The organism is Chromobacterium haemolyticum (assembly GCF_009936155.1).
GTDB classification, from domain to species: Bacteria; Pseudomonadota; Gammaproteobacteria; order Burkholderiales; family Chromobacteriaceae; genus Chromobacterium; species Chromobacterium haemolyticum.
The window spans coordinates 2,302,972-2,317,296 of record NZ_AP019312.1 but is presented as its reverse complement, the minus strand read 5'-3'; the positions used below and the strand labels follow the sequence as shown (position 1 = coordinate 2,317,296).

At 56.8% G+C, this 14,325-nt stretch carries 9 protein-coding genes and 1 pseudogene; 1 reads left to right on the top strand and 9 read right to left on the bottom strand.

Annotation, left to right across the window (positions count from 1 at the left end; translation table 11 throughout):
* Positions 1–142 precede the first annotated feature (142 nt).
* The 4 genes from GYH29_RS10460 to GYH29_RS10445 form a co-directional block, all read right to left on the bottom strand.
* Positions 143–493, bottom strand: a complete 351-nt coding sequence (locus tag GYH29_RS10460; protein WP_161523662.1) for a hypothetical protein — start codon at positions 491–493, stop codon at positions 143–145.
* A 482-nt stretch (positions 494–975) separates the two neighbouring features.
* A complete protein-coding gene (locus GYH29_RS10455; RefSeq protein WP_161523661.1) occupies positions 976–1,368 on the bottom strand; it encodes a hypothetical protein in 393 nt (130 codons plus the stop codon).
* A 35-nt stretch (positions 1,369–1,403) separates the two neighbouring features.
* The gene (gene cdiI / locus GYH29_RS10450) at positions 1,404–1,796 is read right to left on the bottom strand and encodes a ribonuclease toxin immunity protein CdiI (RefSeq protein ID WP_161523660.1); all 393 of its coding nucleotides are present in this window, start codon (positions 1,794–1,796) and stop codon (positions 1,404–1,406) included.
* Between the two features lie 196 nt (positions 1,797–1,992).
* Complete coding sequence (locus tag GYH29_RS10445) at positions 1,993–2,391, bottom strand: hypothetical protein (RefSeq protein ID WP_161523659.1); 399 nt, start codon at positions 2,389–2,391, stop codon at positions 1,993–1,995.
* A gap of 206 nt (positions 2,392–2,597) precedes the next feature.
* On the opposite strand from GYH29_RS10445, the pseudogene GYH29_RS10440 reads away from it, so the two are divergent.
* Positions 2,598–2,886, top strand: a pseudogene (locus GYH29_RS10440) (IS5/IS1182 family transposase); the annotation flags it as partial.
* A gap of 184 nt (positions 2,887–3,070) precedes the next feature.
* On the opposite strand, the gene GYH29_RS10435 reads toward GYH29_RS10440, so the two are convergent.
* From GYH29_RS10435 to GYH29_RS10415, 5 genes are all read right to left on the bottom strand, one after another.
* On the bottom strand, positions 3,071–3,397 hold the full coding sequence (locus GYH29_RS10435) for a hypothetical protein (protein ID WP_161523658.1): 327 nt from the start codon (positions 3,395–3,397) through the stop codon (positions 3,071–3,073).
* 39 nt (positions 3,398–3,436) lie between these two features.
* The gene (locus GYH29_RS10430; RefSeq protein ID WP_118267534.1) at positions 3,437–3,724 is read right to left on the bottom strand and encodes a hypothetical protein; all 288 of its coding nucleotides are present in this window, start codon (positions 3,722–3,724) and stop codon (positions 3,437–3,439) included.
* Between the two features lie 331 nt (positions 3,725–4,055).
* Positions 4,056–4,604 (bottom strand): immunity 42 family protein, encoded by a 549-nt coding sequence (locus tag GYH29_RS10425; protein ID WP_161523657.1) that lies wholly within the window; start codon positions 4,602–4,604, stop codon positions 4,056–4,058.
* A gap of 116 nt (positions 4,605–4,720) precedes the next feature.
* Positions 4,721–5,071 (bottom strand): hypothetical protein, encoded by a 351-nt coding sequence (locus GYH29_RS10420; RefSeq protein WP_161523656.1) that lies wholly within the window; start codon positions 5,069–5,071, stop codon positions 4,721–4,723.
* A gap of 14 nt (positions 5,072–5,085) precedes the next feature.
* Entirely contained in the window at positions 5,086–14,325 is a 9,240-nt protein-coding gene (locus GYH29_RS10415; protein ID WP_161523655.1) for a hemagglutinin repeat-containing protein, read from the bottom strand.

The following is a 14,325-nucleotide window of genomic DNA, read 5'->3' as shown; positions in this document are numbered from 1 at the left end:
GGGGGGAGCACACAGGGAAAAGCGCAGATGCGCGACGCCGGCACTTTCGCATAGGCTCCGGAGGGCGAGCTTGCAAAAACTGTTCAGTAGCTCACCCACGGCGAATCAAGTGCAATTTACCTCCACGCCCCTGAGACTAGTCTCACACTTCTAGGCTAGAGCAACTAAAAACAACAAAGGGTTGAACCCTTAATGAGAAGTTGCTTTTGGCCCCTCCATAAAATATTTCGGCACACAGAAATTCTCCAATCGCATCCTTCTTAATTTCAAAACATGCAACACACTCATACAAACACCTAGACAGCTCACACCCTTGAAGCTCTAAAACCACCTGTATCCAGCCCGCCACTTCACAATAAGAAAAAATAGCAGTGACATTGTTGCCATCCGTGTATTGAAATGCAAAATGTAGATCTTGCTTGTTTTCAAAAAAGGGACCAGATCCAAAAAAAGCCCAAAGATCCAGGTCATCTGGGACCGATCTAATAAACATGCTTTTCCTTTTTTGTATTGCCATTACAAAATTTTAATCACCCCAAGCGCTCAGTGGAACGTATCTCCCCGTTCACTTTACAACCTCACATCCCCACTTCACAACGTCAGGCACGGCACCATACAAGCCGGCAATGCCGACACCAACATCTTTATAAATATTAACAAGCACATTCCTGCCATCAACACCAAGAATCCAGCCAACCTCATTAGAAGCACGGACGCATTGTTGACAACAACTGGGTCGACACCCAATGCGACAATGCAACCGGCATGACCGCCAAACGGTCGGCCTTAACTAGTAAGATATCCTACCCAAGGATTCTGGCTGCCCCACATCTTACAGGAAAAAGTACACTTTCCCTCAACAGGCAACCCTTGCCCCCGATGCCAGCTTATTCATTAAACATCAATTTCTATCCTATATAAAATACAAGCTTTGTTTATTTTCAAAAAGTAGGAATTAGTCAAAAACCTAAGCCATCACAAGCTAGAATATCGTGCGCTTATTTTCTCCATATAACGTTCAACCGCCTGCTTATCCTCTACATGCCGCTCCACATAAGCCTTTGAAATGCACGACATAGCCATTAAAAATTCAGAAACTTTTAAAGTAGAGCTTTCAAAATCTCCAACAAAAAAAGCAACCTCATCAAAATCTTCTGGAAAGTCCCAGTCTTGATCTAATGAATAGCCTAGCCCTTCATGAGCATAGCACCCATGCCCCTCACTTGCACTAGCAAGAAACTGCAAATAGTTCATTTTATTTTCAAACAAAATAGTGCTTAGAACATGATACAAATCCTCCCCCCCCGTACCAAAGCCATCCAAGCACTCTCCAACTTCACAAATCCATTGCCTATCAATCTCATTCATGCCAATCCCTTCTTGGCATTGTTATAAATACATTGTTACATTCCTTTAGCATCACCCAATCTCTCACTTGTTTTATCAAAAACCTCTTTTACGACCCGCTCATCCTCCGGGTGATTTTTTATGTATTTTGCACACGCAACATTAATCAAGCTCAAACAAACGTCTAGACTTACAATCACTTCATCATCATCTCCATCCACCGAGTAACCATAAATAAATTTAACCCCTTCAAATCTATCATCATCGTAAAAACTATCCATAAATGGGAAATGACAATAAGCACCATCCACACTCAAGCCGACTCCATCTGAGATAGATTCAATCGCCTCGATAAATTTGCCATCATTGTACATTCTGTCCAAATACGCCAACACAACCCAATTTGGATTGCGCCCATCATATGGCTGGCCAAAAAGCTCTCTATTCATACCAACACCATTTCATGCCACTTCTTGGTATTGTTTTACTGCAGCCACATTATTTTCCAGGTTTCACAAAGCTCAGATGGGTAGTTAGAAACCAGCAGTACTTTCCTTATCCCAGGCCAACAGCAACCTTATCCCAAGCATACGACAAGGCATCATTTCCCATACAATTCATTAAACGCTGAGCAGGCCATCAGCTTCAACTCTTCGACTGAATACACTTCTTGTTTTTTAACATATACCCATCATCATAAACCACTCTCCCTTGATTTTTGGCCACAATACCAGCCACCACTGTCAAAAATTTTAAATTACCCTCCCCTTTAGCAGAAAAACCGGCCACATATGGCAAGTCCATCTCAGCTTTCTCTCTAACTTCAGGGGGAAAGTAACAAAAGCTTATCCAACAGACAAAACCACTATCGTGATCGCAAACGCACAGCACCTGCTCAAGCAGGTCAGGCCCCACACCTAAGGTCACCCCAACAGTTATCTGACTTCTTTTTACACCCATCAAGTCAAATTCAGCAGTGATAATTTCCAAAAAATCACAAAAATCAGGTAAAACCGATATGGGGATCATTACCTCGCTAGACATTACTACCTTCCTTTTAATATGGCGTTGCCCTTGAAATTCAGTCAATCACACACAAGTCATATAAATGCCCATAGTCACTATAAGTCTCATTTAGTTATGAGGATTGCTAAAATTCAGTGAGCAGGAGTCCAGCTCCCGACGCCTCACTCTCACCCTTCATCTGTACCAGCGTCGCGCTCAGTAAGGCACGCGCTCCTTATTGCCGAGGTGCAATCGGGTGCGTCTCAACACGCAAGAATGCTAGGCAATGGGAAGGAAGTACGCTGGATGTGTTAGCTTGAAACGAGATTCTGCGAGCCACCAAACAACCATGCAGAGCGCTTTGGAGAACCCTGGAGCCGCTATCATTGGGAAACCGAGATGTATTGCTTCAAACGGCTGGGTGAACGGGGGACAGCCCGGTGCTTCGATGCTCAAGTGGCAGAGCTACAAGTGCGTGCTACCATATTGAACCATTTCAGCATACTGGGCCAGCCGTGCACGGTGCCTGTGGCGAAAATCCATTGGGGACAGGGGAAACTCACCCTATCTAGGATTTATGCAACATTAACTTGTCAAGGGCGATCTTATTTGAAAAACAATCAAATCGGTATAAATTTAGCTCAGGGTTACATTAATTTTCGCCCAATGCAAACCCCGCAAGCGGAACGGTCTTTACGCCCACAACAATCCGTTAAATTTAAAAAATATTAAAACACAGGCCGCTAACAATTAAATTAAATTTTTTAATATCAACAATCTCTCCTTGGAATTTTACATCCTCACTTTTCCGCAGGGTACCAATTATGCTTGCATCACACAAATAGCTGAACTCACTCCCACCGAGGGCAGGAACCAAGGAGAAAAGTATTTTTTCAAGATCGGGATGCTGGATTTTTATAGCATTTTTCATAGAGAACGCGTCTTCCTTACTCTCTACCAAGAACCCACCCCCTGAGACCATTGCAAAACAGCAACTTATCTCAACCTCTTTATCAAAGCCACTAACAAGGACACAATTTTCCATTTACTAAAGCATCAATGCGCACAAACCATCACTCCCTTTTTAGCAGCATCCAGCATCAATAAGCCCCTCCTCTTTAATAATCTCCAAAAATCTACGATAGGCATCCTCATCAGACTCTAACAAATCATCCAGCAATTGCTCTTCAATCATCGACCAATGATAGACTCCCTTAATCTGATTAAGCTCACAAAATACCAATCTACCTGCCAAAGTAGCGTCTACAACTTCTACTTGAGAAGAGTCATAAGAAATCAAACCTCCGTGCTCTGCTGGCAATCCTAGGAAAAATGTCTTCCCACCAGATCTTTGCGGAGTCGTTATCTTCATGTCCAATCTCCATGTATGGTTGATTGGACTCTAAAGTCACATGCTACTCAACACCGGAGGGACGTCGCCCCCATTAACGTCGACATATCTGGTATGCGAGGTGCAAGTCTTACGTATTCTAAAAAAATGGCTCCAGCTCAAAAAATAGATATAATCAACCTTATCAGGACTTTTTAATAAATATAGTCATTCATGTATTTTTAAGGGTAAAATTAGTCTAGGTAGAAATTTGAAAACAATTGTAAAAACATTGGCTTTGAGTTATTTGAATTGAAAGCTTTTCAACCAACTCAACATTAGCTACATCCATACAGCCAGCTCAAACTTTCGCTTACGACAAAGCTTTTACCACATACTCCTTTACGCTTGTCATCATTGAGACAAGCTCTGCCTTATCAACAACAGCCTCCGTTATATTCAAGCAATCCACCACCCCCCAATAACCTTGACCTTTTTCATCGTTCTTAAGCTCGTAACATTTTGCACACATTACTCTGACACTTGACTTGCATCCCACAGCAAAAGCAATGAAACCATGTTCCTCAATGTTTTCTGTTGAAATTTTGTATTGAAGATTTTGTTCAAAAAAATCAGACTCATGTCCCCCATTAAAATCTGGTGAAATCATTGCCAGCAGCTCCCGAAATGCTGCTTCAACATCCAACTCAAACAGCCCCTTATTTTCCTGAAACTCTATCAAAGGACTTGAATCATCAATTAGAGAGTAGGCATCCACAAAAATAGTGGAGGCCCCAATTACATCAGGAAAGAACTTACCATCAATGCAAAAATGAAAAACCCCATTTTTATAAGCGTCATCACACCACTCTGGAATGCATTGAATTAATACAGCAAATTTATAAGGATCACCAAAAATCATTTTACTCGAACCTCTAGTTTTTCTGGGTCCATAGGCAACTCCAGCTATTCACTTAGCATAACCGTCCTCTACTCTTTTGGACCTTACAACAACAGCCCCTACAGTAGTAATCAAAATCAATCCGATGCCGAAAACGCCAGCGAGAGTCCCATGTCAACTAGCAGTTTCAATACTTCCTTATCAAACTCAAAATTAAAACACCCCATATCATCCGCACCTATTCTTGTAACCAGAAGGAATGAATTATCCGCATCAACATTCAACCCACCATCCAAAATCACTGCACGCAACTCCGTTAAGCACAAGACAAGTTCTTGATAATCAAAAATCAACACCCTTGCTAAACACTCATGCATATCCAACAATAACTCCGCCCCATCCCGCCCGCCTTCAAAAGTAGCAGATAATTTCATAAGCTCAGCTGCGTCACCAAAAAACAGCCGAATATCATATACTATGGATTGCATAGAACCTCTGGATTTTACTTAAAATAATCACTTGCGTTTAATTCGGTCTTAAACTCTTTCCCTTTAAACTTACCACCCGTACCAACCAAAACAATACTACCATTTTTAACGGACACATCCGGATTCTTCCCAACAATAGACGCATACTCTCGACTCCCCGCACTAGAAAGAATTCTAGGCTTGATGTCTCGATGAAAAACATTACTATCTATCTTCACCCCTCCGATATACATGGGCTTGCCCTTATAGCCCCCACCAATCACACCACCAATCGCCATCATCGCGCCAGCGGCAGCCAACTCCGATTTTTCCGGGCTCATCCCATATTGCTGCTGCAACTTCTGAGCAAACTCGGTGCTGGCTACAACACCTTCTGCCTCACGTTGCTGCAGGAAAAGTGCGGTCAAATCGTAGACCATCTTCAGAGGAATGTCTTCGCCGAGGGCTCGGTCAATTGTTTTTTTCACCGCCAGGCTGTCTGCGATCACATAGCCATATTGTTCGCTACAAGCTTTGGGGTTGTTGGCGCAAGTTGTAATCAGCTGCTCACGCTGTAGAATGCTCAAAGCTTCATACTGCTTGATGATGCCATCACAATTGCCACCACTGCTTTGGCAGGCCTTTATTTCCCGCGTCCACTGCTCAATCTGAGCCGCTCGCAGATGGTTGTTCTCCACCTCATTCTTAGCCGTCTGCGCTCCTGCCAGCGCTCCGGCACTATCCCCCCCAGCCAGCGAGCCCGCCAGGCTGCCCGCCATCGTCGTCAGCGCGGAAATGGTCTGTTTCTGGGACTCGTTAAGATCACGAACCTTCTTCCCGGGGTATAGCTGGTTAAGCAGCAATTCTGCCACGATGGGAGCCGTTGCGCCGCTGGCAGCTCCTGCCGCCGCGCTTTCTCCCTTCATCTGTGCCAGCGTCGCGCCCAGCAAGGCGTGCGCCATCACATTGGCTTCTTTGTTGCCGTCGGTCATGTCCTTGACCACGCCGGCCAGGTAAGGCGCGGCGGCGCCGCTGATGGCGGCTTGCACATTGCCGCCAGCCAGGCCTTGCAGCGCGGCGGTGGCAGCTTGGGCCGCTCTTTGGAAGTCACTACCGGTACCCCATTTAGCGTTCAGCTTCTTATAGTCTTCGCTGTTCGCATATTCGGGATTGCGCCGCAAGTCTTCATTCGCCTTCATCATCATCTGAGTGACAACAATCTGAGTGGCTTGCGCGCCAATCTGTCCAATCAGCTGTGCTTCCTGCAGGCGGTTGAGTTCCTTCTCCTTGTCGAAGATCGGGCTCAGACCGTTGGCGGCGTGTTCGGCGTCACGGCTCAGGTCTTTCAGATCCTGTTGCTGCTTGTCCTGGTCGCGGACCTTGATCGCGCCTTCGCTGACCGCGGCGTAGGTGGTGGATTCGGCGTGGCCGCTGCTGTTGCCGCCGCCCAGCACGCTGCTGGCGCCCTGGCTCATCAGCGTGCCTTTTAGCGTGCCGGTGAGGCTGCCGCCGCTGCTGAAGCCAAAGCTTTGGCTCTCCACCTTGAAATCCGCCTGGTTGTGCTGATTGCTGAAGCCCAGCGTGCCGGTATCCAGCGTGTTTTTGTCCGCCTTGGCGGTGCTGGCGATCACCGCGCCGTCCAGCTGGGTGTGGCGTCCCACCTTGACGTCGAAACCGCCCTGGCCGGCGTAGAGGCCGGTTTGCTCCTGCACGCTGACGAAGTCGCTATTGGCCTTTTGACGGCTGATGCTGATGGAGGCGCTGCCGCTCATGCTGCCAAAGGTGAAGCTGGCGCCGGCGGAAGCGTTGCTCTGCTCGCTGTGGTAGCGGTCCTGATCTTGCAGACTCTGCAGCGTCAGGTTGCGTCCTATGTCCGCCACCACGGTTTTGCCGCTGGCGCTGGCGCCGGTTAGGCTCGCGTCGCGGCCGCTTTGCAGGTTCAAGGTATCGCCGGCGCTGAGCACGGTTTCGTTCCAGCGGCTGCCCTGGCCTTCTTCCTTGCCCCGGCCCTTGTTGGCGTTGGCGAAGATGGAGATGCCAGCGCTGCCATTGCTGACACCGATGCTGAGGCCGGCATTCCAGCCACTGCTCTTGTTGCCGCCGCTTTGAGAGTCTTCATTGCGGCCGGCTTGCAGCTGCAGGTCCCGCGCCGCGTCCAGCGTCAGGTCCTTGCCGGCCTTGAGACGGCCGCCGGTGACGCTGATGTCGCCGTCCTGCGCCTGGCCCTGGACGTCTTTGGCGCCGCTGCCGGTGGCGGTCAAACTGAGGTTGCCGCCGGCGGTGAGCTGGCTGCCCTGGCTCTGGCTTTGCTGACGCTGGCTGTGGGATTGGCTTTGCTGGTTGCCCACGGACAAGCTGATGCCGACAAAGCTTTGTTCCGCCGCCGGTTTCATCGCTTCCTGCTGGTAGGCCTGATAAGCCTGATAGCCTGACAAGCCGGCCTGAACGCCTTGCAGCGCGGCCAGTCGGCCGCTGGCTTTTTTGCTGTCCTGCGCCTGCTGCACGGCGGTGTTGGCGGCGGCGCCCACCACGCCGGACAAGGCCACGGTGAGGCCGCTCTTGCTGGCTTCGTGCTTCTCCTCGCGCTGATAGCGGTTGGCCACATCTTCCACGCGGATGTTCTGCGCTTGCACGTCGATGTCGCCGCCGGCAACCAGGTCGGAGCCCTTGATCAGCGCATTGCGGCCGGCGTCGATATTGACCTTGCCCAGCACGCTGCCCACCGTGCTATTGGTTTGGCTGACGCTGGTTTCGCCCACCTGGTCGCGCTGTTTCTGACTGCCGATAGTGAAGCCGATGCCGCCGCTGCCCAACAGGCCGGATCGTTTGACGCTTTCGTCGTGCTGCTGGTACTGGCGGTTTTCCGCTGTGGTGACGGTGACGTCGCGGCCGGCGAGCAGGTCCACGTCATGAGTGGCGGCCACGCTGCTGCCGGCCACGGTCAGGTCCTGCCCGGCTTGCAGGCTGATGCTTTCGCCGGACAAGCTGCTGCCCTTGGCCTGCGTTTGCCGTTCATCGGTCTGGCTGAGGCTTTGCTTGCTGTTGGCCAGATTCTTGCGGGTGCTGGCGGCTTGCTCCTGGAAGCTGTGGCTTTCTTCCGCCGCGCCCACGCGGATATCGCGCGCGGCGCTGAGCTTGAGGTCGCCGTTGTCGCTGGCCAGTTCGCTGCCCTGCACGGTGAGGTCCGTCTTGCGCGCCTGGATGGTGACGCCTTGCTGACCGCTGATTTGGCTGCCCTGCGCTTGCGTGTCGCGAATGGCTTGCTGGCGCTGGCTGCGGGTCTGGCCGATGTGATTGTTTTCGTAGTCGTCGATTTCCACATGGCGTGCCGTCGCGCCGATGTCCACTTGGGTGCCGGACAACAACACCTGACCCTGATCGCTGGCGACTCGACTGCCCTGCACGCTCAGCTCCTGGCCGGCCACGGCGACCACGCCGGCTCCGCCGCTGAGCTGGCTGGCGATCAGCGTATCGGCCTGATAGCGCGCCTCCACGCGAGAGCTGGCGCTATCGGCGGTGAGTGTGGTGTTGTTGGTGGTTTTGTCGGCCAACACCGACAGCCGGTTGCCGGCGCTGACATTGAGTTGACCCTTGGCCTGGGCGCTGGAGCCGGTCAACGTCAGATCCTTGCCCGCGCTCAAGTTGAGCTTGCCGCCGGATTGCAGGCTGCTGCCCTGCGCGGCCTCCCACACACCGCTGACGGTGGCGACGCCGCTGCCGCCTGCGTCGGGGCCCAATGTGGCGTCGCGGTTGCCCATGCTGCCGGCGATCAGGTCCACGCTGCCTTCCTTGCGGCTGCGCGCGGTGCTCAAGGTCAGGTTGTTGCTGGCGCTGAGGCTGAGCAGCTCCGTCGCATCGATCTTGGCGCCTTTCAAGGCGATGTCCACGCCGCTCAGGCTGACATCGCGCCCGCTGACGGCGGCCTGACGGCCGGCGTTTTGCAAATCGGTGTCCAGCGTCAGGCTGTCCGCCAACAGCTTGACGGTGTCGGCCTGGATCAGGCCGCCGGTGTTGCGGATGACATCGGCCTTGGCCACCAGGCTTTGGTCCGCCTGCAGCTTGCCGCTATTGCTCAGGCTGGCAGCGGACAGGCTGAGGTCCTTGCCGGCAATCACCGCGCCGTCGCCGCTGAGGCCCACGGTGTTGTGCGCCAGATAGACGGTGGGCACCAGCACGGTTTGCGGGCCGTTGGCGGTGTTGACGGTTTCGCTGACCATCCAGACGATGTCTTGCTGCAAAGCGGCGATCTGCGCCGGGGTCAGCGCCACGCCGGTGGTCAGGCGGAAGTCCTTGGCCACGTTGACGCCTTGGTTCATCAGCGCCTTGAATTGCTCGGTGGCGTCTTCGCCGCGCAGCGACGGCCGGCCGGTCAGCGCCAGGATCTGGTCGCGCACCAGTTTTTGCTCGTAATAACCGTCGCCCAGGCGCTTGTGCGCGCCCACCGGGTCGTAGTTCAACTGTTTCAGCATGTAGTCGCTGCTGATGAAGTTGTTGTACTGGGTGAAGCGACTGTCGGTTTCTATCAGGTACTGGGCCGTGGGGCTGGGGTTTTGCTGGAACAGCTGGTTGTTCGGCAGACGGTCCAGCAAGCCGGGCTGAGCGGCGCTGCCCTTGAGCGGACCGGCTTTCACGCCGGCCGCGGCGGAGGCAGCGGCCGCTGCCACGTCTTGCATGTCCCAGCGCGCCTGCTCCGCTTCCGCGGCGGCCTTGGCCGCCTCGGCCACGCTGACCTGGGCCGGATTGACGGTGACGTTTACAATGCTGGGCGCGCGCACGCTGACACCCTGGTGGCCGGCAATGGTGGCGTCTATGGTCTGCAACGCCACCGTTTTGTCCTGGGTGTATGTGGGGAACCAGTGCCGCGTATTGCGGTCGTAGTGATCCGTGCCGGTTTCCTGGGTGCGCTCGTTGACGGAGTAGCCGCGGTTGACCACGCGCGCGTCGCCTCCGCCATTGTCCGCTCCGTTGATGGTGACGGCGCCGTTGGCGGCGATGCGGCTGGCGTCGTTCAGCAATTGCCCGCTGACGTTCACCGTCATATTGCCGCCGGCGCTCAGGCTGGCCACTTCGCCGGCGGAGATCAGCTTGTCCCGGGTCTTGGTGCCGCTGGCGGAACGGTTGCGCAAGTTGAACTTGTTATTGGGATCGACAAAGTCCAACTCCAGCGGATTGATGTGAATGGCTGGGTTCCATTGTTCGTTGCTGCCGGACCAGACCTCTCGCCATACCGTGTGCTCATAGGGACAGGCGGCGCCCTGGAAGCAGCTGTAGCCTTGGTAGAAGGTCATGTCGTAGCCGCCGCTGTCGTTCTTCTTGATGGCGTTGTAATTGACCCAGCGTTCCTGTGTGCCCTGGAAGCGGACCAGGGCCTGCTTCTTCGCTTCGTTCACTTGCAGAATGGTGCCGTATCGCGTCTTGGCCGCTTCCGCATCGTTGACCGGCAAGGACTTGGTCACCGCGGACCAATCCCAGCCGCCCACGCGTTCAAACACGTCCCAATAGTAGTTGTACTTGTACCAGCTATAGTTCTCGCTTTCCGCCGCGCGCTGGATGTTGACGTGGGTGCGCTGGTTGTTAAACCGAGCGGCGCTGATGGCAACGTCGCCTTCGGCCTCTATCGTGGTGGAGATGTTTTCGATCAAATCTCCGCTGCTCAGGCTCAGGGCGCCGCCGCTGTAGATGTAGCCGCTGTCGCGGTTGCTCAAGCGGGTGCCGGCGTTGAGGCTCAGGCTGTGGGTGGCGGCCAGCACCGCCTGGCCGCCGTGATTGTCGATGACGCCGCTGTTCACCGTGACGTCGCGGCCGCTGATCATGCCGCTGTTGTCCAGCCCCCCGGCGCTCAGCGTCAGTTGTTCCGCGTCCAGCCGGCCCTGGTTGACCGCCTGGCCGGCGCTGTTGATGTCCAGGCGGCCGCTGGCGGCCAGCTTGGCGCCAGCGGCGTTGCTGAAACTGGCCGCTTGCAGGCTGACGTTGCCGGCGCTGGCCCACTGGCTTTCGTTGCGCAGGCTGCCGCTGGTGCGGAAACTCAGTGCCCCCTGGCTGGCCAGCGTCTCGCCGTCGCGGAAGACGTAGTCCTGCTGCAAATCCAGGCTGAGGCCGCTTTGCCCCACCATCTTGCCGCCCTGGTTGCCCAATTGCCCGGCGGTCAGGCTCAGCGTCTGGCCGCTGTTCACCGCGCCGCCCTCGTTGTGGAGCCGGCTGGCACTCAGCTTCTGATTGCGATTGGAGATCAGCTTGCCCTGGCGGTTGTCGATCTGGCCGCTCAGTTCCGCCTCCAGCGCGCCGGTGGTTTGGATCTGGCCGTATTGGTTGTCGAAACTGGTCAGCCCCAAGCTGACGTCTCCCAGGCTCAGCAGGCTGCCGTAGCGGTTGCTCAGTTCGCCGGCCTTGAGCTCTAGCGCGCCGCGGCTGTTGAGCAAGCCGCCGGCGTTGTCCACGGCGGCGGCTTGCAGCGCAAGGCCCTGGTCCGCCACGATCTTGCCTTGCTTATTGTCCAGCGCGTCGCTGATGGTGAGCCGCGCTGCGCCGCCGCTCTGCAGTTCGCCTTCCGCGTTATGCAGCCGCGCCAGCTGGTAGTTTGCGTCGCCGCCGCTGAGCAGCTTGCCTTGCTGGTTGCTCAGCAAGCCGCTGTCCACTTTCAGGCCCTGGCCGCTGCTGATCTTGCCGCGCCGGTTGTCCAGTTCCCCTGCGCGCAGGCGCTGCCCTTGATCAGCCACCAGCTTGCCGTCCTGATTGTCCAGCAGGCCGCTGGCGTTCAGCGCCAGATCGCCCAAGGTCTGGATCTGGCCGCCCTGGTTGTTGAGCGCGCCCAGGGTCAGCGTCAAGCCTTGCTGGCTGGCCGCCGCGCCGCCTTGATTGTCCATCTGGCCGGCGTTCACGGTGATGCGTTCGCCGCCCGCCAGCGTGCCTTGCCGATTGTTCAGCGCGCCGGCGTCCAAGCGCATCGCGCGCTGGGCGCTGATGCGGCCTTCCCGGTTGGCGATGTCCCCCTGGGTTCGCACGGCCAGCGCGCCGCCGCTTTGCAGCTTGCCGCCGCTATTGTCCAGCGCAGCCAGTTGGAAGTCGCCCTCGCCCAGGCTGACGATGCCGCCCCCCCGGTTTGCCAAGACGCCGGCTCGCAGCGTCAGCGCTTGTCGGCTGCTGATTTCGCCGCCGTCGTTGTTGAGGCTCGCGGCCTCGATCTCCTGATCCCGGTTGCTCAGCAACTTGCCCGCGCCGTTGTCCAGCGCGCCGTCGGAGTGCAACGTCAACGCGCCTTCGCTTTCCACCTTGCCGCCGGCGTTGTCAATCTCGCCCGCTTGCAGACCAACGTCCGCGCCGCCGTGTATGGAGCCGGCCTGATTGCTCAGCTTGCCCGTCGCCTTGATCGTCAGGGGGCCGCCGCCGTCTATCCGCCCGGCCTGACCATTGTCCAGTTGCGCCGCTTCCAGCTTCAAGGCGGCGTCCGCCAGCAATGCGCCGCCGCGGTTGTCAAACGCTCCGCCCGTCTCCAGCGTTAAGGCGGCGGCGCTTTTCAGCGTGCCGCCGGCATTGTCCAGGCTGCCGACGTTCAGACTCAGGTCCCCATTGCTCCCCGCCAGGCCATCCTGATTGTTGAACCCGCCGCGCACGGTCCATTCTTGCGCCGTGCCGCCCAGGGCCAGCAGTTTGCCGCCGCGGTTGTCCATCTGGCCAAGACTCAGCGCCAGGCTGTCGGCCTCGATGCGGCCGCCGCGGTTGTCCAGCAGTTGGCCGATGCGGAAGTCGCCGCTGCCCTGGCCTATCTGTTCCCAAACGCCGCCCAGGTTGTTGAGTGCGGCGGCGCTAGCCTGCCATTGGCCGGCTTGAAGCTTGGCCGCGTCGCTGTCGATCTGCCCGCCGGCCTGGACGATCAGCCAGCCGGTGTTCAAACTGGTGCGGCTGAGTCCCAACCCGTCCGCCGCTTTCAAGGTAGCGCTGTCTTTGGCGCGCAGTTTGGCGTCGGCGGCCTTGATCGTCGCCGCGTCCAGTTCCAGGCTGGAGCCGGCCAGCGCGTGGCCGCTCAGCTGCAGGCTGTCGTCGGCCTGCAGGCTCAGCGCGCCTGCCGCGCCCACTTGCCCCTTGTCGTCGCTGCCGGCGGCGAAATCGCCGCTGGCGGCGATGCTGCGCGCCTTGACCCTTACATCGCCGGCCGCCGCCACGGTGCCGCTCTGGCGCAAGGCGGCGTCGCCGTCTAAGGCCAACTTGCCGCGGCTGTAGCTGGCGCCGCCGTGTTCGATGTCGCCGGCGGCGTGGTACTGGATGTCGCCGCCGTTCTGGCGGCCGCTCAGGGTCAGCTGGCCGGCGCTGTCCAGCCGCAGCTGCTCGTCGCCGCTCAGCTGCCCGCTGCTGCGCACGCCTACGCCGGCTTCGGTTGCCAGCAGGCGGATCTTGCCGGCGTACATGCCGCCCAGTTGCGCCACGTCGATGGCGAAGCCGGGCCGGCTGGCGCCGTCCGCCGCCAAGGCCTGGACGTTTTGATGGTCGGCGCTGACGCGGTTGCGGCCGGCGCTGACGCGCAGATTTTGCGCCCAGATGCCGGCCTGCACTTCCACCGCGCGCGCCATCAGATCCGCGTATTCGGTGCTGCCGGCCTGCATGCCGGCGCCTTCAATGCGGATGGTGCCGCTTTCCACCCGGTAGCCGGCCAGGCTGCCGTCCGGGTTCAGCTCAGGGCGTCCGGTGGTCAGGGTCATGCGCCCGGCGTTGATGGTGCCGCAGCCGTCGCAGAGAATGCCGGAAGGGTTGGCCACGATGACCTGGGCGCGGCCGCCGGCCACTTCCAGGAAGCCGCGCAGCTGACTGGGGTTGGCGCTGTTGACCTCGTTGAGGATCACCCGCGCCGGCGCGGCCGGGTTGAGGTTGGGGTTGCCCTGGATCCAGCCGCCCAGTTGGGTTTGCACGCTGGTGGCGCTGTTATTGAGAATGGCCCCGCCTTTGTCGACGTCGAACTGGCTGTACTGATTGCGGGACACTCCGGCGGCGCTGGGCGCCTGGATGTTCACTTGCGGCAGGCCGTTGGCGGTATTGATCACGCTGGGGCGCTGGGCCGTTGGCGCGTTCGGGTCCGCCACGATGCCAGCGGCCAACGCGCCGCCTGCGAACGCGCACCAGCTTGCCCAGACGATGCCGCGCAAGGTCACAGCCAAGCGCCGGCTTGCCGCCGCCGGCGCGGCGGAACGGCCGCCGCCCGCGCCCAGCGGCTTGACGATCTCGGCGACGGCCATGATCAGGCCCCGCGCGCGGTTGAAAATCAGACGGTAACAAAGACGGTTCAT